This window comes from Chryseobacterium culicis, from assembly GCF_002979755.1.
Taxonomy (GTDB): domain Bacteria; phylum Bacteroidota; class Bacteroidia; order Flavobacteriales; family Weeksellaceae; genus Chryseobacterium; species Chryseobacterium culicis_A.
The window spans coordinates 1-22,417 of record NZ_PCPP01000006.1 but is presented as its reverse complement, the minus strand read 5'-3'; the positions used below and the strand labels follow the sequence as shown (position 1 = coordinate 22,417).

The following is a 22,417-nucleotide window of genomic DNA, read 5'->3' as shown; positions in this document are numbered from 1 at the left end:
ATGAGCAGAACAAGAATTGTAAAGGGTACCTACACAAAAATCTCTCAGGAAGATCATAACATGTATTCTCAGGAGAGTATTATTTCACGTGCCATGAAATGGATTTCTGAAAAGGGTAATGCTAAAGGAGTGAGCCATAATACACCGCAATCTCCACCACTACAACAGTTTATACAATTGATTGTACAATTTAGACCGAATAAAAACTGGAAAGGAGAATTTGGGTTTGATTGGATGAGAATAGGTGATACCAGCCTTTTTAATGATCAAAAGTTTAGTGATATTATAGCTTATCAGTATGAGGATGTTAAATTTACTACGAAAGTAAAAGATGGTAATAAATATAAGGGATATTTTAAGGTTGATGAAACAATGTTTAATAACCTAAAAAAAGAATATAGTCCTTTCTCTATTTTATGGAAAACGAAAAAAGATAAAAATACAGGCAAAGATATTCCGGAAGAATATTTTATACCGTGGTTATCCATTACAAAAGATAAAGAAGTTAAGATTACTTTTTTTGCAGAAATACAACATGAGGCTGATTATTTGGAGTTTACCAAATCTGATTATTTTACTTTTACTCCTAATAAAATTGAAATAAAAGGTAAAAAGAAAATAGCTTTGAACGATTATGAAGTGACAGTCAAGTGTATAAAAGAGTTTACAAGTAATCAGACTATAGAGTTAAAGGCTTTTAAAACTGAAGCAGGGGCAACCGTTGAATCAATTGCAGGAAAAATAAATGTCTGGGCAAATGATAATACTAAACAAAAGAAAAAAGATGTTGTATTTGTGGAAATAAAAACTCCAGAATTATCTACCGGATCAGGAAAGAATAAACCTAATGCTAATGATGGGAAAGATAGGGTTAATCAATACCTTGGGCAAGCATATATTCAGTTATCTGATCAGTCAGATATTGTTGAATTAGATTTAACGTCAGATAAGAATTTTGTGGATTTTGTGACCAATGGTGAGGTAGATTCTGATAAAAACAGCGGTGGAAAAGAATTACAGGATTATTTGAAAGCTCAATTGGAAAAGGCCTATCCTAAGAAATACACAAAGCATTTCAAAGCATTTTATTTTGCTGAACATGGGTACAGTGCAGGAGGAGGATATGTTTCTGGGTATTCAAATTATGGAGCGGATTATGTGGTGGTATTTAAAAGCAAAAACAATCAGACAGCGGCCCATGAGTTTCTTCATTCTATGAATTTAGCCCATACATTTGCAAATAAAGAAGCATCTTCTCATGCCTTATTTACTTATGAATATAAAAAGACAGATAATTTACTTGACTATTCACATCATGGAGGAAATGATAATAAACGATGCTCATTATATTATTGGCAATGGAAAAAAGTCAATTCATCTATAAAATAGGTAGTTATGAATAAAATAATAATGTTAATGTTAATGTTAATGTGGTTGAGTATATTTATACAATGCCAATCTCAAAAAAAAGATAAATATATGATACCAATTGTTGATAATAAGTATGAAAAATTTGATATTGAAAATTTTCAAAATAAATCAGTAAGGGGATACTTAAAAGTACGAGAAAATAACAATACTTATATTCAGGATTTTCAATCACCAGGTTATAGAGAAATGATTTATAATGATAATTTGTTTTATAAGGTTACTAAATTTTTCTATGAAAATGGTAATATTGAGAAAAAAGGTTGCTTGTTTAATGAAGGATCGGTAGCTGGTATTTGGTATTATTTTGATAAATCAGGTAAAATTGTAAAAGAAGAAAATACAGATGAAGGCTATGAATTCAAACCTGAAGATATTATTGTATACTGCGAAAAAAATAAAATTAATCTTTCAAAAGGTTATCATGACTCAGGTTATCAGACAAGAGTACTAAAACAGGAGTTTGAAGGCAAAAAAGTATGGCGGATTTCTCATCAGACCAGTGGTGATACTATAGAAGAAATTATTCTGGATGGTAAAACAGGAAAAGAGCTTCAAAAGAAGACAGTACCATTTTATAACCCATAATTGAATTGAATATAGATAAGAAAATAAACTAAATAACCTTAAAACATCAATGAACAAAATCACAGATCATCTGAAATATTTGTCCAAACTATCTGCAGTATTCCTACTCAACGTGTTGAAAATTTACGCAATTGGAACCATTTCGACCATTATTGTACTAGTCCTGGGAATCTATATCTTATCAGAAAAGCTGGGGCCATCATTAGGGCATAGTGGTGCTGGAGGATTTTTGATAACCACTATTATTGCTCAACCTGTTTCAGCAAGTATTTTCTACCTGTTGATGATTATCGCCCCGTTTTTTACAGTCGTTTTTGCCACAAAATATGCAATGTCTGTAGTCATTAGTAAATTGCTTCAGGACCATTCCAAAACCATTGTAATTCCGTTTATAGATAAGATCATTAGTACCTTTAAAGCCAAACAGCCTACGGTAATCCGAACCAGTGCAGACTTTGCTATTGCAAAAGTTAAACTGTTGAATGAATTCAGAACCAGCTCTGAAAGCAGAATTTTAAAAAAGATCTTAGGCTATGCCTTAAATAAAATCAAGTTTGATGAATTGAACCTCGGTGATGACAATGCAGACTTCTCCGAAATTATCAAAAAGACCTTGATTGAAAAATTATATGAATTAGCAGAGCCATCAGCCATGCTGTTCTATATCTACATAGGGCTTCAGTGGTTCAGTCTGGTTTTATTATATCTTTTGAATATTTAAAACAAAAAGAAGGTTTACAACAGTAATTGGTCACAAAATCCTATTATCGGAACTGTCTCTGGAAACAAAAAAATACGGTTATTACTTCTCTAATTGAAGAATTAACTATCTTTATCTCATTTAGAATAAAATTTTTAATTTTAGCAGCATAAAAAGAACAACTTTTGACTTCCTGATAAAAGGGATGAGAATACAGATCAATACCATCAAATCTGAAGAACACTAAAACAGAACGCAAATATATTAATATAAGAAAATTATAAATGGGAGTACTAGTAACCAACGAAACCGTAAAGCAACTATTTCACATTGCTCAGTCGATAGCGAAGGAAAATTATAATGGAACTTATGGAGGACCACATATCCTGCAGGCTTTAATGCATAAAGATATCGGACTTAATGAATTCCTGAAAAGTATAGATAAAGATCCCGGCTATTTCTACGAATGGGCAGATGTCCGTATTGAAGAATATCCTAAAACCAATCACCTGCCGGATGAAGTAGGTCAGGATGATGCTATAGACACCCTTATAGAAGAAGCAGATGATATCCGTTTAAAATTAGGATTGGATGAGATCACTCCCATCTGTATTCTTACCGCAATTGTAAAACCACAGGTTGTATTTTCACTTCAGCAGCTGAAATCACTTCCGCTGAGAGAACATGAAATTTTCAATCTGTACAGAAAAGATACCCCATTTACCGTTTCAGAAGACGGAGATTTTTCATCATTATTTTCAAATGGTACATCAGACTATTCAGACTCTTCATTTCCTTCCATTAAAAGCTACTGTGTAGACAGAACAGCACAGGCCAGAAAAGGAGAAATCGAAAATATCATCGGCAGAGATAAAGAATTGAGAATGCTGGTGGAAATACTTTGCCGAAGAAGTAAACCGAATGTCATCATCATTGGAGAGCCTGGAGTAGGGAAAACTGCATTGGTAGAAGGTTTTGCTACTGAAATTATCAAAGGAAATGTTCCTGAAATGCTTAAGAACGGTACCCTTTTAGAACTGGACACTGGTGCCCTGTTAGCAGGAACTTCTTATAAAGGTGAAATTGAAGACCGACTGAAAAAAGTTATCAATGAATGCAAGAAAATTGAAAAAGCCATTCTTTTCATTGATGAAATTCATACCCTTTTAGATCCGAAAGGAAGCATCGGAAACGTTGCCAATCTTCTGAAACCAGAGCTTGCCAGAGGAGAAATTACCGTAATTGGAGCAACTACTCAGGAAGAATACAGAAAAATTATAGAGCCGGAGCAGGCTTTCAACCGTCGTTTTGAAGTGTTAACCGTTCTTGAACCGGATGAAAAGACTTGCGTAAAAATGATTGACGTACTTCTTGATGGCTATAAAAAACATCACGGTATTGAAGTCGAAAAAACAGCTATTCCCGAATGTGTACGTCTGGCAAAAAGATATGCAAAAGGCAAAAAATTGCCGGATGCCGCTATTGATTTATTAGACAGAACAATGGCAGCCATCAAGATGCTTGATGAACTCTCAGAAAAAGAACTTAACAGCTGGAAAGAAAGCTATGATGCTATTTTAACAGAAGAATATGCAGACAGCAAAGATAAAGCAGATGAACTGATCTGGACTTACAACTTACTAAGAGACAAAATAAGCCCAATCCTATGGGGTTCTTTGAGTGAGCAGCCTGCGATTGATAATTCTATGCCGGTAGATCAGATTCAGAAAATCATTGAAGATACGTATGCTGAGCTTCTACAGCATGCCGCCAAAAAAAGAGAAAAAGTAGACAGGCTGGAACTGGCAGCGGTAATGGCCGCTAAAACCAATATCCCAATCGGGAAGATCCAGGCTCAGGAAAAAGAAAAACTCCTGAATATGGAATCCCTTCTACTGAACAGAGTTGTAGGACAGGATCATGCATTAAAAATCCTTTCTGATGCTATCGTTGAAAACCGAAGCGGATTGAATAAACCAGGACAGCCAATCGGGTCTTTCTTCCTTCTGGGACCTACCGGAACCGGTAAAACAGAGCTGGCAAAGTCTATGGCGGAACTGCTTTTCAATGATGAAAAGGCAATGGTACGCTTTGATATGTCAGAATTTAAAGAAGAACATTCCGCAGCGTTATTATATGGAGCGCCTCCGGGATATGTAGGATATGAGGAAGGAGGTATGCTGGTGAACAAAATCAGACAACAGCCTTATACCGTTGTATTATTTGATGAAATTGAAAAAGCCCACCATTCTGTTTTTGACGTATTCCTTCAGATTATGGACGAAGGAAAGGTTCATGATAAATTAGGTAAAGAAGGAGATTTCAGTAATGCCCTGATTCTGTTTACCTCCAATATCGGAAGTGAAGAAATTGTAAAACAGTTTGAAGAAGGAAAAATTCCGGAATCATCTTCACTAATGCAGATTATGTCGAACTCCGGACGATTCAGACCTGAGTTTTTGGCAAGAATTACAGAGATTATTCCTTTCGCACCAATCACAGAATCCATTGCAGAAAGAATCTTTAATATTCAGTTGAAATCACTTCATACCTCATTAACGAGATTAGGAATTGCTTTAAAAATTACTGATGATGCCGTAAGAAATCTTGCATTAGGAGGATTCAGCAGCAAATATGGAGCAAGACAGATCTCAGGAGTCATCCGTGCACAGCTTGCCAGACCGATTTCCAAAATGATTGTTAGAGAAGAAGTAAAATCCGGACAAACCATTCATGTAGATTGGAATAACGAAGAAGAAAAATTAAGCTGGAAAGTAGATTAAGTATAAAGTAAGAAGGCAGATCTGCAAACCGCGTTTTGCCTTTTTTGCTTATAAATAAAATTAAAATGAAAACGATTGTCAGAAATATCTTTACAGGTTTACTCTTATTGGGAACTGTTGTTTTTGTAAACGGACAGTTTCTTACCGCTTCCGATACTTCGGAAAGCAGTGTGAAAAAGTACAAAGGTATCATTAATGCCAATAAAGATCTGGTAGAATTTATTGAACAGTTACTTCTTCAGAAAGGACTTCCCAAGCATTTGAGAAACCTGGCTCTGATTGAGTCCCATTTTGATAGAAATATTACCTCTGGAGCCGGAGCTGTAGGAGTCTGGCAGTTTATGACTGCACATGCCAACCAGTATGGGCTTACAGAACAAGGACGTACCGATCTTTATAAAAGTACCAAAACAGCCGCTATCTCTTTGAGTAATCTTTATAAAAAGTATAACAACTGGGTGACAGTAGTAGCTGCTTATAACTGTGGTGAAGGAAATATTGCCAAAGCAATGGAAGCTGCAGGTTCCTCGCAGTACCATGAGTTTTATAAATACCTTCCCGGAGAAACCATTAATCACGTGAAAAAATACCTGAATGCATGCTATGCTACGGGAGAACTTCAAAGTGTATTGAATAACTATAATTCTTCGAGAATCAATAAGATTTTCTTTGAGGGAGATCGAAAAGAGACTGCAGCAGCACTTTCAGAAACAGAGATCAATGCCGGATTCAATCTGAACATTGTGGCTGCTGAATTAAATGTGGACGTAGAGAAAATTCTTGCCTGGAATCCGGGAATTGTAGAAGAACTCCAGAGAAAAGGAGAAAGTCCTTTCTATCTTCCCATCGATCTTATGCCTGATTTTCTGCTGAGAAAAAATAAAATACTGGTTCGTTCCATAAAAGAAGGTGGAAAGACCCAACAGTAAAATAATGTCAGATAAAATAAAAAGCAACCCGTGTCACTGGTTGCTTTTTTTATGATAGAAATCTGTTAAAGCTATCCTAACTTTATATTAAAGAAATCTTAATATTTCTCACTGAGGTGTAAAATTATTGTTTTTCTTGTTAATTTTCAATCAGTTAAAACCCTTTGCTGATGCTGTTTTAACTAAGTTCGTTAAATCCTTTGTCGTAGAATTACTACAAGAAATCGTAGAATTACTACAAATTTTCAGATTTCCCTTCAAAAGCTTTTTTTAGCAGAAAAGAGCATCTATATTTGCTAAACACAATCACCGAATCACAAAATATTAACGATCAAAATTTACAATCATGGCCGAAAGAAATTCAAGAGGAATCTTAAAATTCAACAACGGAGAAGGACAGAAGCTGTTAAAAATGAATTACAGCGTTTCAAGATCTACAGACGTTTCAGGACGTGTAGCATCAGACCCTTCTAACGCACTGATCAAAGTTACAGTAGAAGCTACTGAAAAATCAGACATCCTTGAAAGCTTGTTAAATGGTAAATACAAGCCAACAGTAGGAGAAATCACTTTCAACAAATCTCATGAAGAAGGAACATTAATTAATTTGAAATGGGAGAATGGATATGTGATCCAGCACGAAGTAGATTTCGATGCAATAGACAGCAACAGTATGCTGGTAAGCTTCGTCATCAGTGCTGAAACGATTGACTACGGTACTTCTCAGTACGCGGGGCTATGGCCTTCAGCAGGTAAATAAGCCTATTCATCATCTTAGTAAAAATAAAATTGGTACAGAACAGTACACTCTTCCGAGTATACTGTTCTGTTTTTTTGTTTAAAAGCATTTCGGAAACCATTTTCCAAAAAAGAAAATGACGTGTGTATAAGAGATTCATCAATAGTTTAATCTCTTTCTAAAATTGAGAAAAAAAGCAAGCGGAAACAACAAAAAATAACCAGACCTTCAGAAGATCTTTTTTTATATAAATAAGTAAAATCAGTCCGTTTTATTTCTCTTAATGGTGTAATAATTTATAAGTTGTTGATGATTTTTAATGGCTTTTAAAATATTTATTTATAGAGTGTTGTGTTTTTATTTAAATCTAATGTCGTAGAATTACGACATAAAATCGTAGAACTACGACACCAAATCGTATAATTACGACACTTTTTCAGATTTCCCTTCAATTGCTTTTTTTTCAAAACCAAGGGCTTTATCTTTGTTATATAATTATTGAATTACAATTTATTACTAACGATTAAAATTTACAATCATGGCAGAAAGAAACTCAAGAGGAATCTTAAAATTCAACAACGGTGAAGGACAGAAACTGTTAAAAATGAATTACAGTGTATCAAGATCTACAGACGTATCAGGACGTGTAGCATCAGATCCTTCTAACGCATTAATCAAGGTTACAGTAGAAGCTACTGAAAAGTCAGACATCCTTGAAAGCTTGTTAAACGGTAAATACAAGCCAACAGTAGGAGAAATCACTTTCAACAAATCTCACGAAGAAGGAACATTAATTAATTTGAAATGGGAGAATGGATATGTAATCCAGCACGAAGTAGATTTCGATGCAATAGACAGTAACAGTATGCTGATCAGTTTCGTAATCAGTGCTGAGACTATCGACTACGGTACTTCTCAGTACGCAGGACTATGGCCTTCTTCAGGTAAATAATCCAATCAACTTAAATAAAAAAAGGAACAGTATACCATCGGTATACTGTTTTTTGTTTTTATCGGTCACAGAAAAACATTTATAAATAAATAGTTTAGAAAAAATTCACAAGCATCATCATACCCTGCATTCCATATCCCGACTCACGAAATTCACCCCGAAACCCTTCCACAGACTTCCAGTTTTTACTCCTATTTTCTTATATTTGTTCATTATTCAAAATATGGACGCAACACAAGATAAAAGGCTGTTTCTCATCGATGCCTATGCGATGATCTTTCGTGGTTATCACGCAATGTATAAAAGCCAGCGATTTACAAATTCAGGAATTGAAACCACTGCTATTTTTGGTTTTATGAATTCATTGATTGAATTGATCAGAAAAGAAAAGCCAACGCATTTAGCTGTTGTTTTTGATGTAGGACAGGCAAGTGTTCGAACAAACGATTACGCAGACTATAAGGCCAACAGAAGTGAAACTCCTGAAGCTATCAAGATTGGTGTTCCATATATTCATCGAATTTTAGAAGCGATGCATGTTCCCCGTTTGGGAGTTGAAGGATATGAAGCTGATGATGTCATCGGAACGATTGCATGCAAGGCTGAAAAAGAAGGATATACTGTATTTATGGTAACTCCAGATAAAGATTTTGGACAACTGGTTACAGATAAAATTAAAATTTATAAGCCTGGTTATAAAGGCGGAGAAATCCAAATACTTGGTGTTGAAGAGATAAAAGCTAAATATGAAATTGAAGATCCTAAGCAGGTTATTGATTTCTTGGCTATGATGGGTGACTCTTCGGATAATATTCCGGGACTGGAAGGAGTAGGAGAGAAAACGGCGATGAAATTCCTGAAAGAATTCGGAAATATCGAAACTTTGCTGGCCAATACAGATAAGCTGAAAGGAAAACTGAAAGAAAAGGTAGAAGCTTCAGCAGAGCGTGGTATTTTATCTAAAAAACTGGCAACCATTATCTGTGATGCTCCCGTAGAATTCCATCAGGAACAATATGACCTGGAAACTCCGGATTTTGAAAAAGTAAAAGAAGTCTTTGATGAAATAGAATTCAGAAGACTATATGAGAATCTTTATAGAGCCTTTGCTCCTGCTGCTACAGAAACCGTAGCGGTAAATGAAGCAGAAGCAAAAGATAAACAGACTCCTACAGTGGCAGAAGTAAAAGGACAGGCTATGCAGCTTGATCTTTTTGCCAATTTCGAAGAATTGGAACAGGCTACTTCCACAAAATCTACCATTGAACTGAACGATCATCTTTATCAGTTTATAGATAATCCCAAAGCTCAGAAAAAACTGGTAGATAACCTGCTGCAGCAAAAAGTTGTTTGCTTTGATACAGAAACGACTTCATTAAACGAACTGGAAGCAGAATTGGTAGGAATGAGTTTCTCCTATAAAAAAGGACTTGCCTATTACATTCCTCTTTCTGAAAACAGAGAAGAAGTTTTGCAGACGCTGGAGATTTTCAGACCATTTTTTGAAAAAGAAGACCTGTTGAAAATTGCCCATAATCTTAAATACGATTATAAAGTTTTACAACAATACGACATCACCGTTAAAGGGGCTATGTTTGATACCATGATTGCCCATTATCTGTTGAATCCAGACGGAAGACATGGCATGGACTATCTTTCAGAAGTATACCTGAACTATAAACCGGTATCTATTGAAACGATCATTGGGAAAAAAGGTAAAAAACAAGGTAGTTTCAGAGATGCAGATGTGAGAACGCAGACGGATTATGCCGCAGAAGATGCTGACGTAACATTCCAGTTGTATGAGCTTTTTGCCCCACAACTGAAAAAAGAAAACCTGGAAGAGCTTTTCTATAATATTGAAATGCCTTTGATGGAAGTGTTGGCAAAAATGGAACTGGCAGGAATTTCTCTGGATGAAAAATGGCTGGCACAGGAAAGTGTTGACCTTGAAAATGATCTGAAACAACTGGAAGCGAAGATTTTTGAACTTTCAGAAGAAGAATTCAATATGAATTCACCTAAACAGTTGGGGGAGATTCTGTTTGAAAAGTTACAGCTGGATCCAAAAGCTAAGAAAACAAAAACCGGACAATATGCAACCTCAGAAGATGTTCTTCAAAAGTTATCTTCAAAACATGAGATCATCAAATATATTCTGGAATACAGAACGTATCAGAAACTCAAATCAACCTATGTAGACGCTTTGCCTTCACAGATTGAGAAAAAAGATAACAGAGTACATACCAATTTCTCACAAACCACTGCTGCTACAGGCCGTTTGGCGAGTGTAAACCCGAACCTGCAAAATATTCCGATCCGAACGGTGAGAGGACAGCAGATTCGTGGAGCCTTTGTTTCAGGAGAAGGAAAGAAAATTATTTCTGCCGATTACTCTCAGATCGAACTTCGTTTGATTGCTGAAATTTCAGGAGAGGACAATATGATCAAAGCCTTCCAGAATGGAGAAGATATTCACGCTTCCACGGCAGCGAAACTATTTAAAATTCCATTGGAAGAAGTTTCCAAAACCCAGAGAAGCCAGGCTAAAACCGTAAACTTTGGGATTATTTATGGACAGGGAGCTTTTGCGCTGGCAGAACAAACCGGATTATCGCGTACTGAAGCCAAGCAGATGATTGAAGCCTATTTCGAAACCTATCCGAAATTAAAGGAATACATGGCAGAACAGGTGAACAAAGCACGTCAGTTAGGGTATGTAGAAACTATTTTAGGAAGAAAACGCCACCTAAAAGATATCAATTCCAACAACTTTGTGGTAAGAGGTCATGCAGAAAGAAATGCTGTAAATGCTCCGGTTCAGGGAAGTGCCGCAGATGTTGTAAAGCTTGCCATGATTAAAATAGACAGGGAACTTGAAGAACAACAGCTAAAAACAAAAATGCTGCTTCAGGTACATGACGAATTGATATTTGAATCTCCGGTGGATGAGATTGAATCAGCGTCAAAACTGATTAAAACTGAAATGGAAAATGCCTTAAAAACACAGGTTCCGCTATTGGTAGAAATTGGAGTAGGGGATAACTGGCTGGAAGCTCATTAATCAATACTGTAAATCAAACCTTAAATAAAAAACTTCCGTCTTTTGGACGGAAGTTTTATTTTAATGTCAATTGGATTGTTAGAATAATTTTATTTTATCATTCTAATGATAGCCAAATCATCTGTTGGCTTTACACCATAATGATGTTCCAGCTGTTTAAGTTTTCTGTTGAGCATATCTTCCGTTTCATTATTTTTCTGATCAATCATTAAATATTCCATAAAGTTGATTTCTTCATCGGAGTCTGTCTTTTTAATTTTTGAAAAGCTTAAAATACCATCAGTCGCAATTGAAACATCCTTTAAATGATCAAAAAATATTTTCTGAGACTGAGCAGAATACCAATCTTCAAAATTTTCATGAAGATGATAAGCCAAATAATCAGGTTTATTATTACGGTCAAATTCTGTAATACTTCCATTGATACAAACAACTCCATCACCAATTGCTAAAATGATTCCTTTGTCTGTTGTGTTGTCGTAAAGTAAGATAGTAAGAGTAGTCAATAGCTCTTTTTCATCCAGCATCAGATGATTTTTAACAAATAGAAGTTCTTTGAATAATCCTCTTATGATTTCTCTGAGTTCCTCTTCCAGACTATCTTGGCTGTCTTTTTTATATAATGCTTTGTATCCAGCTTCAATAATGATTTTACGTAGAATTTTTCCAGCAAGTGTTGAAGCAAAATGACTATCCATAGCAGTAGAACAGCCATCCATTATGGCACATACAATCTTATCTGAACCGATTTTTTTGATGAGGAAATCATCTTCACAGTGATTAATATGATAATCCCCGATTTGTAGAGTAGAATATAAATTCATTGGTGCTAAATTACTCCTATTTTCAAGAAATCACTTTATTATTTCCATGCTGTTTATATTATAAAAATGGCAACAAGTGATTTCATAAATCATTTGTTGCCAGTGCTTGTATATCCGTTTTTCTCTATTATTTAAATATCGTATTCTATTTCTCCTACATAATGCAGTGCAAAATCATCATTTTCTACGGAAATAGGATTGGGAATAACAAATCTTGTAGCAAAAATGATCGCATTTATAGGCGTATCCAGACTGAGTTCATTCAATTTTTTCTCTAAGATTGGAATCCATTGGTCTGCATAAGAATATTCTGCAAATTTGTCATAAAGACTAAGGCTTTCATCCTCAAAACCATATTCTATAAAGTCATCGTCAAACCACTTGATATTCTGTGATTCCGCGAATTTGGAAACATACTGATCGTCATTCTCTTCTTCTATATAATAATTTTCATCTTCTTCTACAAAAGCATAAAAGTCTTCTTCATTTTTAAAATATCCTAACCAGAAGTGTGAAATTTCTTTATCCATAATTTTATATAAGTATTATTTTTTGATATTTTTTAGCAGGTGAGATTTTTCACCGCTGATAAGCATACCGGTCATGATAGCGAAACCTGCGGCATCTCCTATATTAACATTGATTTTTTCTGAAAACTGCTGAATAAAATCCCCGTTATTAAGATCATAGAGCCTAAATAATGAATTTCCAAAAGTCATTCCCATAGATTGGTTAACATTGAACACAACCGGAAGCAGCAATAAATCCGCACTACCGAATTTTTCTTTAATATAATTCATTTCCTCAGTACTGATAATAGTGGTAAGACTGGGAAACATTTTTACTTCTTTAGATTTATAATCTTTTTCAGCGACTTTCTTTAAAATATCCATCACTTTTGCATCCATATTAGCACGCAAAACGGCTACATCATTAAATTTTAATTGAAGAGTATCCTTTAAAATTTTCTTTGTAATGACATCATTGTCTTCAAAATTGTTGATAATAGGTACAAAAGCCACCGTTGATCCATCGCTTTTAAAAGAATAGTTTTCATTAAACACTTTTTGAGCTTGGAAAAATGTCATTCCGGATAGCATCGTAAACAAGGCGAAAATAAGGTTTTTCATAGGGTATTTCTATTACAGTCTCTTTGTTGATTGTCTTTGGTAATTCTTTTATATAAGAGAATGGTTACTATTAAAATGTAATATTACAAAAGTTTTTTCGTGAAATAAATTTTTTGGGGTGACAACACAAAATCTGCGCAGCAAAAATAGTTCCTTAATGGTAATTTATTGTAAATTTATTCTTAGTTTAAATTTTAAAAAATGGATTTTCTTCAGGATCATTATGCTATTAAAAATGAATTGCTGCTTATCCTTATTTCTGTTATTTTAGGACTGTTCATTGGTGCTGAACGTGAATACCGTAATAAATCTGCCGGTCTCAGAACTTTTATTCTGGTGTGTTTCGGTGCCTGCCTGTTTACGATACTTTCTATAAAAATAGGGGTTGCCAATCCCGATCGTCTTGCAGCCAATATCATTACGGGAATCGGGTTTCTGGGAGCAGGCGTTATTTTTAAAGGAGATAATAAAATTGAAGGAATTACTACCGCAACAACCATTTGGGCCACAGCTTCTATTGGAATGGCTGTAGGTTCCGGCTATGTTTATATTGCATTGTTGGGAACTGCTTTGGTTTTGATTGTTCTGAGTGCCTTAACCTATCTTCAGAGCTTTATTGATAATTATAATAAAGTAAGAGAATATAAGATTGCTTTAACGAATGCGGAGGATATTCAGTATTGTGAGACGATCTTCAAAGGCCATCATTTAAGATATCAGATGCTTAAACAACAATATTCAACGGGAAATCTAACCGTTATCTGGAGACTGACAGGAAAAAATATTCATCATGAAGAAATCATCAAACGGCTGATAGATGATCCCAAGATCTCAGCCTATCAGTTTTAACGGATAAAAGCAAAAAAATAAAGGCCTGAGCCTTTATTTTTATTTTTTCTTGAAAATGTAAAGATCCTTGTTGGGACCGTCAATCTCTTTTCCTTCCATATCCAGCTGGATCAGCATATTCTCTCCAACCTTATATTTATAATTGGCTGATTTGCCTTTTAACGTAATCATACTTCCTGTAGCATCCCATGCAAAAGTTCCTTTATCCTGGTTCTTTGAATTTCTGTCAAGATATTCTTCAGTAATGCTGAATGTTTTATCATTGTTCAATGTTAAAGAAGTCTTGATTCCCGGACAGTCAGCACATGGAACAGTTGCTTCATACGTACCGGCCCAGTCCAATGCATTTTCAGAGGTGTCACCCGCAGCTGTAGGCGTTGCTTTAGTGATGCTGTCTGCAGCTACAGGCTGAACTGCTGTTGCAGAATCTGTGTTAGCCGTTGTTTCAGTGGTTTCTTTTTTAGTACATGAAGCTAAAAATAGAGTTGATACCATTCCCAACATGAGCATTTTGCTTTTCATCATAATAAATAATTTAAGTATGTTTTTAATAATAAAGTTACTTCCAATAAACAAAAATTAAGCCAGAGGGAGGTGGGAGCTTAATGTTTAAAGTTTAATGTTTAACGTTTAATGTTGCTGGTTGATAGTTGATAGTTGTCAGTATACGGTTCTGGTTTATTTTATACATTAAATGAATTTTCTGCTTTTCCTTCATTAATACATTTTACTTTTTACAAAAATCTACTCTTAACAACTTTTCCGCCCGTTTTATAAAGTCTATTCTTATTTTTCTTCGTAAATTGGGGCAAAATTTTGATTATGACAAAAAAGATACTTTTATCTGTATTTCTTTTGCCGGCTGCAATGGCATTTGCGCAACAATATGGAGGAATGTGGATTCCTACAGAGCTGAATGAAAAGGAAATGAAGGATTTAGGAATGAAGATTTCTGCAAAAGATATTTTCAATCCTCAGAAGCCAAGCATTAAGGATGCGGTTGTACAGTTTAACGGCGGATGTACTGCAGAAATTATTTCGCCTAAAGGATTGCTTTTAACGAACCATCACTGTGGTTTTGGGCAGATTCAGGCACATTCTACAGTTCAGAATGACCTTCTTTCGAATGGATTCTGGGCAAAAAATACAGAAGGAGAGCTTCCTAATCCGGGAGTAAAAGTGGATTTTATTGTAGATATAAAAGAAGTTACTGATCATATTTTAGAAGGAACAGATAATCTTACAGAGCCTGAACTGACTAAAAAGATCAACAACAATATTGAGGTGTACAAAAACTCTCAGAAAATTGAATCTTACCAGTCGATCATGGTAAAACCTATGTATTATGGAAACAAATACTATGCTTATACCATCGAAACGTATAAAGATATCCGTCTTGTAGGAGCACCGCCTCAAAGCATCGGGAAATTCGGGAGTGATACAGACAACTGGGTTTGGCCTAGACACACCGGAGATTTCTCTATGTTCAGAATCTATGCAGATAAGAATAACCGACCTGCAGAATATTCAAAAGATAACGTGCCTTACGTTCCTAAACACTACTTACCGGTTTCTATAAAAGATAAAAACGAGAACGATTTTACTTTTGTATTCGGATTCCCGGGAAGAACTACAGAATATCTTCCTGCAGTTGGTGTTGAGAAAATCATGAAGGATATTGATCCTGCAAGAATTGCGGTACGTGATGTTGCGTTGAAAACATTGGACGAAAAGATGCGTGTTGACAATGAAACACGTATTAAATATGCTTCAAAATATGCTTCAGTAGCTAACTACTGGAAAAAGTGGATTGGTGAAGTAGAAGGATTGAAAAAATCCAATGCTGTAGAAAAGAAAGTAATGTATGAAGGTTCTTTGGTGGCTAAAAACCCGGAGATCAAGACTACTTTGGATCAGTTGAATAAACTTTACAATGATCAGGCTCCTTATGCATTAAACAATGCGTATTATACAGAAGTAATCAGAAATGCAGAGACTTTGAAACTTGCCGGTGATTATTATGATTTTGTAGCTTCTGTAGAAGCCGGAAGAATGGATGAGAAGGAACTTTCAAAGTTAAAATCAAAATTAACTTCTTTCTATAAGGATTACAGTGCAGAGCTTGATGCTAAAGTAACCGCAAAGTTATTGGCTTTATATGTTAATAAAACTGCACCACAGTTTTTACCAGCAGGATTCAATAAATATAAAGATGAGAATGCTAATATTCCAGTAGTGGAAGATATGTCTAAAAACTCTATTATCACAGGAAGAACTGTGGTAAACGGAGGAGCATTGACTGCAGATATTGAGAAAGCATTTTCTAATCAGGATAAACTGATCAAAACGTTAAAGAAAGATCCTATTTATCAGCTGTATGTTTCTATGAGAGAAACCTATATGAAAACTGCTGATCCACAGTATACTTCACTTCAGGCAAAAATTGATGCTTTACAGAAGAAGTTCATGGCACAGCAGATGCAGACGGATAAAGACAGAAAGTTCTTCCCGGATGCGAACTCTACGCTTCGTGTAACGTATGGTAAAGTAAAAGGTTCTACTCCTAGAGATGCGGTTTCTTACGGATACCAGACTCACCTTGCCGGAGTAATGGAAAAATATGTTCCTGGAGATTATGAATTTGATGTTCCAAAGAAACTGATTGATCTTTACAACAAAAAAGATTTCGGAAGCTATAAAGATAAAACAGGTGATGTTCCTGTAGGATTTACTGCTACCAACCACACAACCGGAGGAAACTCAGGAAGCCCTGCTCTTGATGCCAACGGAAACCTTGTTGGATTGAATTTCGACAGACAGTGGGAAGGAACAATGAGTGATATCAACTATGATCCTCGTTTCAGCAGAAACATCATGGTAGACACGAAATATATCCTTTTCATCATCGAAAAGTTCGCTGACTCAAAGTGGCTTGTTGATGAAATGAAGATTATAAAATAATTTTTAAAAGTTATATCTTTAAGAATCTATTTAAACCGAGTTTTAAATAGATTCTTTTTTATTTTAAATAAGATGAAAGACAGGATCATCAATGTACTGGCAGCCTTCGAATCTGAAAATATCGGGAAATCTTTTCCGCTGGATTACTGTCTGCCACTTTATCACAGTGTTTCCGACAAAGAACTTCCTCATTTAAAACATGTGATCCGCTATAAGAATACCAGACAGTTTGAAGAAGATCTGGATCATATGGCAAAGAATTTTCAGTTTGTCGACTGGCAGGAATTCAAGGAATATAAAGCTGGAAATTTTAAACCCGCAAAAAAGATTGCTTTGCTCACTTTTGATGATGGCTTCAGAGAGTTTTATGATGTAGCGGTGCCTGTGTTGGAGCGTAAAGGAATTTATGCCTGTAATTTTATCAATCCTGCTTTCATAGACAATAAAGAGATGATGTTCAGATGCAAGGCAAGTTTGCTTGCGGATGCTGCTGAAAAAATAAAAACCATAGATCCTGAAATTTATTTTATCTTTTCGCTGAAAAACGCAGACAGGAGCATTTTACAAAAGAAAATTTTATCTATAAATTATCAGGAAAAAGATATTCTGGATCAGCTTGCAGAAAAATTTGAAATAGATTTTAAAGCATATTCCCAAGAATATAAGCCTTATTTAACCACAGCAGAATTAAAAGAACTTACCCGTAAAGGCTTCGGAATTTCTTCGCACAGCTGGGATCATCCGAAATATGGAGATTTATCTCTGAAAGAACAGATGGAAACAACGGATAAGACTTTTGCTTATTTAAAAGAAAATGGCTTCCTGTACGAAAGTTTCGCCTTTCCGTTTACCGATTTTGAAGTAAAGAAAGACTTTTTTGATGAGCTCTATAAAAATGAGGAAATCTACTGCAGCTTTGGATGTGCTGGGATAAAACTAGACAGTATAAAAAGAAATTTTCAGAGAATTCCAATGGAAATGGGAGAGAGCGGAGCACAGATATTAAAAAAGGAAATGGCTTATTTCCGACTGAAAAAGCTCATCAATAAAAACATGATTATAAGAAAATGATAACCCTGAAAACATATAACAGAAAAGAACTGGAAGATTTTATATCAACCGGAGATTTTCAGCAATATGATTTTCTTCCCATTACAAAGCATCGTGCCCAGTCTCATATTCAGAATCCAAAGGCATCAGACGAGGATACACTTCTTATTCTTGCTTTTTATGAAGAAAAACTTATCGGTTATGTAGGCTGTTTTCCGGATTCTTTTATCATTGATCGAAAAGAAATCCGATATGCGTGGCTCAGTACGTTGTATGCAAACCCCGAGTACAGAAAAAAAAGACCGGCAAAAGCATTGCTTAAAAAAGTTTTTGAAGAATACGAAGGGAGAATTGCCATTACAGAATTTACCAAAGAAGCAGAAGCGCTTTACAATATAATGGGCGTTTTTGAATACGTTTTCCCAAAAGAAGGAAAGCGGTATTACTTCAGAACCGATGCTGCTAAAATGATTCCGGAGAAAAAACCGGAAACCCAGTCATTGAAACCTATTTTTCAAATCCTTGATGCTACGGCCAACGGACTTATTTCAATAAAGAACCTGATTGTGTCAAAACCCAACTTCAAATATGAAGTTCTGGATCAGATTGACAAAGAAAGTGCAGATTTTATCAATGGATTTTCTGGGAGACGTGATGCAGATGAAATCAATACTTTTATCAATCATCCCTGGGTTTTGGAGGGTGAAAAAGATGAAAAATACCTTTTTTCCAGTTTTGCCGATACATTTAAATATTTCTGGATTAAAATTTTCGATCAGGATCAGAAAATTAAAGCCTGTCTCTTGTTGCAGCTTCGTGATGGATATCTTAAAATTCCTTACTTTTTTCCGAATGGTGATGCAGATGAGGTTGTCCGGTTTTTAAATTACTTTATTGTTACCCACAAAGTGAAAGGTTTTACCTCTTATCAAACTGTTTTGAACAAGGAAATACAACAATCAAAAGGGCTTTCCCCTATCTACGAACGTGATTTCACAAGAGCGTATCTGTTTCATAAAAATCTTCTGAAATTACTTCCCGATAATTTTAACCCAAACTATCAGGATGGAGACGGAGATTGTATGATGACGTAAAAGAATGAGAAATGATGAATTATAAATTATCATTCATCATTTATAAAAAATAAACCGCCTGATAACACTATCAGGCGGTTTGTTTTTTTAATGTCCGAAAATATCTTTCAGGCTTACTTCTTTAAATGTTCCCATTTTATTGACAGCTTCCATATCAAGATTCTCTTTTTTACCGATAATGGCTGTATTAAAATGTATTGATTGGACTTCTGTCTGATAAAACTGTTTGATACCTTCAAACTCCAGGCTCTGGATCTGTTCATAAATATTCTTTCTGAAATCATGATGAATATTGAGCTTCTGCAGTCTTAAGGTATTAAAAAATATATTATTTCGGGTAACCCTTGTTGAAGCAATCTGCTTCAGCGCTGCATTTCTGGCATTCTCAAACTGAATAGGTACTTCGGGAAGTTCGTTCATCAGTTCGTTCAGGGTATCCACTGCAATCATTAGTTTGTCAGGCTGTGTTCCGATATAAGTGGTTACATAGTCAGGGTGCTTCAGCTCAGAGTTGGCTGCGTAAGAAACATAGGCTGAATAGGCAAGACTTTTACTTTCACGCATTTCCTGGAAAACAATCGAAGATAATCCTCTTCCAAAATATTCATTGAAAACATTGATCTTTCCAAAATGAAGTGGGTTCACTTCGTTTCCTTTACCAATCTTGCTCATTTCCATCTGAACCATATCATAGTTGATGAAATTGACATGTCCTCCCGTTGCAGGTTCCGGATATTGCTTGGCTTCGGGTATCTGAAGGCTCTCAGTTTCTATATACTGGCCGATATATTCTTTGAAGTTTTCAAAATTTTTACCGTAGAAAAATACCTGGTAAGGATATTTGAAAAGCTTTTTCATTCTGTCTGTGAATACTTCAGAATTGCTGCTTTCAAGCTCTTCCCTGGAAATGACATCCGTAAAACGTGAGTTGCTGCCCAGTTTTGTGTAATTGTTTAAAGCAGTTATAATACGGTTTTTATCTTTCTTGATAGCCTGACGGTTTTCCAATACTGTACCCACAAACTGATTGTAGATTTCCTGATCAGGTTTTACATCCTGCATCCAATGCTGTAAAAGAGCAATTCCTTTTTCTATATTTTCTTCCAGTCCGCTTAGAGATATAATCAGCTGGTTGTTTGTTGTTTTAAAATCATTGCTGATTCCGATTTTGAAAAATTCCTTTTTCAAATCTTCCGGTGAATGGGTATCTGTTCCCAAATACTGCAGAAGCTGAGTGGAAATTCCTAGATCCCTGTCATTATCACTTCCCAAAGGAAAAATAAAATGCAGCTGGGCAATATCGTTATACTTATTCTTTACGAAGCTTAGTTTCTTTCCGTTACGCTGATCTGTGATAATTTCTTTCTGATAATCGATAAACTCAGGTTTAATATCCTCGGTTTTATCCGCTAAAATATCTTTTAAAAATTCAGATTGTGTATCACGGTTAATTTTAACAGGAGTGATTCCCGGGTTGTCAACCCTGATCAATTTGTCATTTACCCCTTTTTCTTTATTGATAACCACATAGTTTTCTTTGAAAAAATCATGGGCAAAATTCACAATATCTTCTTTAGTGAAAGAAGCATACTCATCCATTTCATTCAGTTCTTCTTCCCAGGTTCTTCCTTTTATATAAGAATCATATAGCGTGGTAGCAAGACCTTCAGCTGTTTCAAGGCCTTTCATTCTCTGAAGTTTGAAATCATTAATGATGGCGGGAAGCATCCAATCCGGAAAATCTCCTTTCTTGATCAGTTCAATTTCGTCCAGTACCATATTCTTTGCTTCCTCCAGAGTTTGTGTTTCCTTAGGAACAGCAACGATGGAAAAATATCCATACTGTCTTAACCCCACAGAAAAAGCCTGAGCCCAAAGCATTTTCTGAGTCTGATTAATATGCAGATCCAGTAATCCGGCTTCCCCTCTGTTGCTGAGTATATTCGCTATTACATCCACCAGCATAGCTTCTCTTGTTCCATAGCTTTCTGTTCTCCATGCCAGCTGAGTGCGTGGAGTAGTAGGGCTTTTCACTGTTCTTGTTACAACTTTTGTAATAGGTTGTTCAATAATTGGAGTCTTCTTAGGAAGTTCCTTATAAGGTAATGTGCCGAAATAGTGATCGATTAACTGAATGGTCTTATCAAAATCAAGATCCCCAACCAATACCATGGCATAATTATTAGGAACATAATATTCATCGAAATATTTGTGAATAGCCTTCATTGAAGGATTTTTTAAATGCTCCGGCCTTCCCAGTGTCGTTTGCTGCCCATTAGGATGAGTAGGAAAAAGAGCATCCATCAGTTCGGAACTCACAAGTCTTGTATCATTGTCCTGCGCCCTGTTAAACTCCTCATATACGGATTCCAGCTCGGTATGGAAAAGACGAAGTACAATTTCAGAAAACCTTTCCTTTTCTATTTTCAGCCATTTTTCAAGCTCGTTGTTCGGAATATTATTTTTGTATACCGTTTCATCAAACCAGGTGTGGGCATTGGTTCCACTCGCTCCCAGAGAAGAAATCGCTTTGTCATATTCATTGGCAATGGCATATTGACTGGCTTCCTGAGAAACTTCATCAATCTTTTTATAGATTTCCTTTTTCTTTTCAGGATGCTGTTCTGCTTTATGCGCTTCATACAATGCCGAGATCTGGTCGAGAAGTTCCTTTTCCTTTTCCCAGTTCTGAGTTCCAATACGAGAAGTTCCTTTAAACATCATATGCTCTAGATAATGAGCAAGCCCTGTATTATCAGCCGGATCATTATTGCTTCCTGTCCTTACGGGAATGAAGGTCTGTATCCTTGGAGCATCAAAATTTTGAGCAAGAAAAACCTTTAATCCATTTTTCAAAGTATAGATTCTGACGTTATTCTCGTCATGTGTTACCGTAATATATTCGTATTGGTTTTTATCCGTATGTACCGTTTCCTTATGTTGTCTGTCTGTCATATATAAAACTCATTTCATTCCTTAGAAACCGGAATGCACTACAAATGTAAGGAATCAAAAAAAAGTGTTGACTCTTTTTTATCATTATTACATCTATTGTTACAGTTGAAAAGGTGAATCATGAGGCACAAACAGTTTTTACTAATGCAGTTTCCTCTTATATATTATATAATGTACCCCCTTTATTATTTATGACTGTCTATAGAAAATGGGCATTTATTTCTCAGGAGCTATTTCCTGCTATCCATTTCTACTCCTCGCGCCTGCACGCTCCCACGCTCAGACCCACCCACGCTCCAACCCAAGCTGCGGGGTAACCATTTCTATCAGGGCTAGGGGAGAAGAGGGAAAGGAATTATAAATTATAAATG

At 35.6% G+C, this 22,417-nt stretch carries 17 protein-coding genes; 12 read left to right on the top strand and 5 right to left on the bottom strand.

The window, feature by feature from the left end; genetic code table 11:
- From CQ022_RS21005 to polA, 8 genes are all read left to right on the top strand, one after another.
- Positions 1-1,389, top strand: a complete 1,389-nt coding sequence (locus tag CQ022_RS21005) for a hypothetical protein (RefSeq protein WP_105684431.1) — start codon at positions 1-3, stop codon at positions 1,387-1,389.
- A gap of 6 nt (positions 1,390-1,395) precedes the next feature.
- Positions 1,396-2,016, top strand: coding sequence for a hypothetical protein (locus CQ022_RS21000; RefSeq protein WP_105684430.1), 621 nt, complete (start codon positions 1,396-1,398; stop codon positions 2,014-2,016).
- A gap of 49 nt (positions 2,017-2,065) precedes the next feature.
- On the top strand, positions 2,066-2,737 hold the full coding sequence (locus CQ022_RS20995; protein WP_123864465.1) for a hypothetical protein: 672 nt from the start codon (positions 2,066-2,068) through the stop codon (positions 2,735-2,737).
- A 263-nt stretch (positions 2,738-3,000) separates the two neighbouring features.
- Entirely contained in the window at positions 3,001-5,499 is a 2,499-nt protein-coding gene (locus tag CQ022_RS20990) for an ATP-dependent Clp protease ATP-binding subunit (RefSeq protein ID WP_105684428.1), read from the top strand.
- A gap of 65 nt (positions 5,500-5,564) precedes the next feature.
- A complete protein-coding gene (locus CQ022_RS20985) occupies positions 5,565-6,428 on the top strand; it encodes a lytic transglycosylase domain-containing protein (protein WP_105684427.1) in 864 nt (287 codons plus the stop codon).
- 346 nt (positions 6,429-6,774) lie between these two features.
- A complete protein-coding gene (tssD, locus tag CQ022_RS20980; protein WP_105684426.1) occupies positions 6,775-7,188 on the top strand; it encodes a type VI secretion system tube protein TssD in 414 nt (137 codons plus the stop codon).
- Between the two features lie 517 nt (positions 7,189-7,705).
- On the top strand, positions 7,706-8,119 hold the full coding sequence (gene tssD, locus CQ022_RS20975; protein ID WP_105684425.1) for a type VI secretion system tube protein TssD: 414 nt from the start codon (positions 7,706-7,708) through the stop codon (positions 8,117-8,119).
- Between the two features lie 223 nt (positions 8,120-8,342).
- Positions 8,343-11,183: a DNA polymerase I gene (gene polA / locus CQ022_RS20970; RefSeq protein ID WP_105684424.1), complete on the top strand. Its 2,841-nt coding sequence runs from the start codon at positions 8,343-8,345 to the stop codon at positions 11,181-11,183.
- Positions 11,184-11,272: 89 nt separating this feature from the next.
- On the opposite strand, the gene CQ022_RS20965 is transcribed toward polA, so the two are convergent.
- The 3 genes from CQ022_RS20965 to CQ022_RS20955 form a co-directional block, all read right to left on the bottom strand.
- Positions 11,273-12,007 carry a protein phosphatase 2C domain-containing protein gene (locus CQ022_RS20965; protein WP_105684423.1) on the bottom strand — a complete coding sequence of 245 codons (735 nt, stop codon included), beginning with the start codon at positions 12,005-12,007 and terminating at the stop codon, positions 11,273-11,275.
- A 131-nt stretch (positions 12,008-12,138) separates the two neighbouring features.
- A complete protein-coding gene (locus CQ022_RS20960; protein WP_105684422.1) occupies positions 12,139-12,537 on the bottom strand; it encodes an immunity 22 family protein in 399 nt (132 codons plus the stop codon).
- A gap of 15 nt (positions 12,538-12,552) precedes the next feature.
- Positions 12,553-13,137, bottom strand: coding sequence for a hypothetical protein (locus tag CQ022_RS20955; protein WP_123864464.1), 585 nt, complete (start codon positions 13,135-13,137; stop codon positions 12,553-12,555).
- A 201-nt stretch (positions 13,138-13,338) separates the two neighbouring features.
- On the opposite strand from CQ022_RS20955, the gene CQ022_RS20950 reads away from it, so the two are divergent.
- Complete coding sequence (locus CQ022_RS20950; RefSeq protein WP_105684420.1) at positions 13,339-13,986, top strand: MgtC/SapB family protein; 648 nt, start codon at positions 13,339-13,341, stop codon at positions 13,984-13,986.
- A 39-nt stretch (positions 13,987-14,025) separates the two neighbouring features.
- Here the strand turns inward: CQ022_RS20950 and CQ022_RS20945 are convergent, their stop codons facing one another.
- Positions 14,026-14,511: a copper resistance protein NlpE gene (locus CQ022_RS20945; RefSeq protein WP_228421840.1), complete on the bottom strand. Its 486-nt coding sequence runs from the start codon at positions 14,509-14,511 to the stop codon at positions 14,026-14,028.
- A 297-nt stretch (positions 14,512-14,808) separates the two neighbouring features.
- Between CQ022_RS20945 and CQ022_RS20940 the strand changes: the two genes are divergently transcribed.
- From CQ022_RS20940 to CQ022_RS20930, 3 genes are all read left to right on the top strand, one after another.
- Positions 14,809-16,947, top strand: a complete 2,139-nt coding sequence (locus CQ022_RS20940; protein WP_105684419.1) for a S46 family peptidase — start codon at positions 14,809-14,811, stop codon at positions 16,945-16,947.
- 72 nt (positions 16,948-17,019) lie between these two features.
- Positions 17,020-18,018 (top strand): polysaccharide deacetylase family protein, encoded by a 999-nt coding sequence (locus tag CQ022_RS20935; RefSeq protein ID WP_105684418.1) that lies wholly within the window; start codon positions 17,020-17,022, stop codon positions 18,016-18,018.
- Positions 18,015-19,091 (top strand): GNAT family N-acetyltransferase, encoded by a 1,077-nt coding sequence (locus tag CQ022_RS20930; protein ID WP_105684417.1) that lies wholly within the window; start codon positions 18,015-18,017, stop codon positions 19,089-19,091. The genes CQ022_RS20935 and CQ022_RS20930 overlap by 4 nt, the downstream gene beginning before the upstream one ends.
- 87 nt (positions 19,092-19,178) lie before the next feature.
- Here CQ022_RS20930 and CQ022_RS20925 read toward each other — a convergent pair whose 3' ends face one another.
- A complete protein-coding gene (locus CQ022_RS20925) occupies positions 19,179-22,046 on the bottom strand; it encodes a M16 family metallopeptidase (RefSeq protein WP_105684416.1) in 2,868 nt (955 codons plus the stop codon).
- Positions 22,047-22,417: the final 371 nt, after the last annotated feature.

Excerpts from the sequence above, each read along its gene's own strand:
- CQ022_RS20965 (WP_105684423.1), bottom strand. The coding sequence starts at position 12,007 with ATGAATTTATATTCTACTCTACAAATCGGGGATTATCATATTAATCAC.
- CQ022_RS20940 (WP_105684419.1), top strand. The coding sequence starts at position 14,809 with ATGACAAAAAAGATACTTTTATCTGTATTTCTTTTGCCGGCTGCAATG.
- CQ022_RS20925 (WP_105684416.1), bottom strand. The coding sequence starts at position 22,046 with ATGACAGACAGACAACATAAGGAAACGGTACATACGGATAAAAACCAA.
- CQ022_RS21005 (WP_105684431.1), top strand. The coding sequence starts at position 1 with ATGAGCAGAACAAGAATTGTAAAGGGTACCTACACAAAAATCTCTCAG.
- CQ022_RS20990 (WP_105684428.1), top strand. The coding sequence starts at position 3,001 with ATGGGAGTACTAGTAACCAACGAAACCGTAAAGCAACTATTTCACATT.
- CQ022_RS20950 (WP_105684420.1), top strand. The coding sequence starts at position 13,339 with ATGGATTTTCTTCAGGATCATTATGCTATTAAAAATGAATTGCTGCTT.
- CQ022_RS20930 (WP_105684417.1), top strand. The coding sequence starts at position 18,015 with ATGATAACCCTGAAAACATATAACAGAAAAGAACTGGAAGATTTTATA.
- CQ022_RS20985 (WP_105684427.1), top strand. The coding sequence starts at position 5,565 with ATGAAAACGATTGTCAGAAATATCTTTACAGGTTTACTCTTATTGGGA.
- CQ022_RS20995 (WP_123864465.1), top strand. The coding sequence starts at position 2,066 with ATGAACAAAATCACAGATCATCTGAAATATTTGTCCAAACTATCTGCA.
- CQ022_RS20960 (WP_105684422.1), bottom strand. The coding sequence starts at position 12,537 with ATGGATAAAGAAATTTCACACTTCTGGTTAGGATATTTTAAAAATGAA.
- tssD (WP_105684426.1), top strand. The coding sequence starts at position 6,775 with ATGGCCGAAAGAAATTCAAGAGGAATCTTAAAATTCAACAACGGAGAA.
- CQ022_RS20955 (WP_123864464.1), bottom strand. The coding sequence starts at position 13,137 with ATGAAAAACCTTATTTTCGCCTTGTTTACGATGCTATCCGGAATGACA.
- CQ022_RS20945 (WP_228421840.1), bottom strand. The coding sequence starts at position 14,511 with ATGATGAAAAGCAAAATGCTCATGTTGGGAATGGTATCAACTCTATTT.
- tssD (WP_105684425.1), top strand. The coding sequence starts at position 7,706 with ATGGCAGAAAGAAACTCAAGAGGAATCTTAAAATTCAACAACGGTGAA.
- polA (WP_105684424.1), top strand. The coding sequence starts at position 8,343 with ATGGACGCAACACAAGATAAAAGGCTGTTTCTCATCGATGCCTATGCG.
- CQ022_RS20935 (WP_105684418.1), top strand. The coding sequence starts at position 17,020 with ATGAAAGACAGGATCATCAATGTACTGGCAGCCTTCGAATCTGAAAAT.
- CQ022_RS21000 (WP_105684430.1), top strand. The coding sequence starts at position 1,396 with ATGAATAAAATAATAATGTTAATGTTAATGTTAATGTGGTTGAGTATA.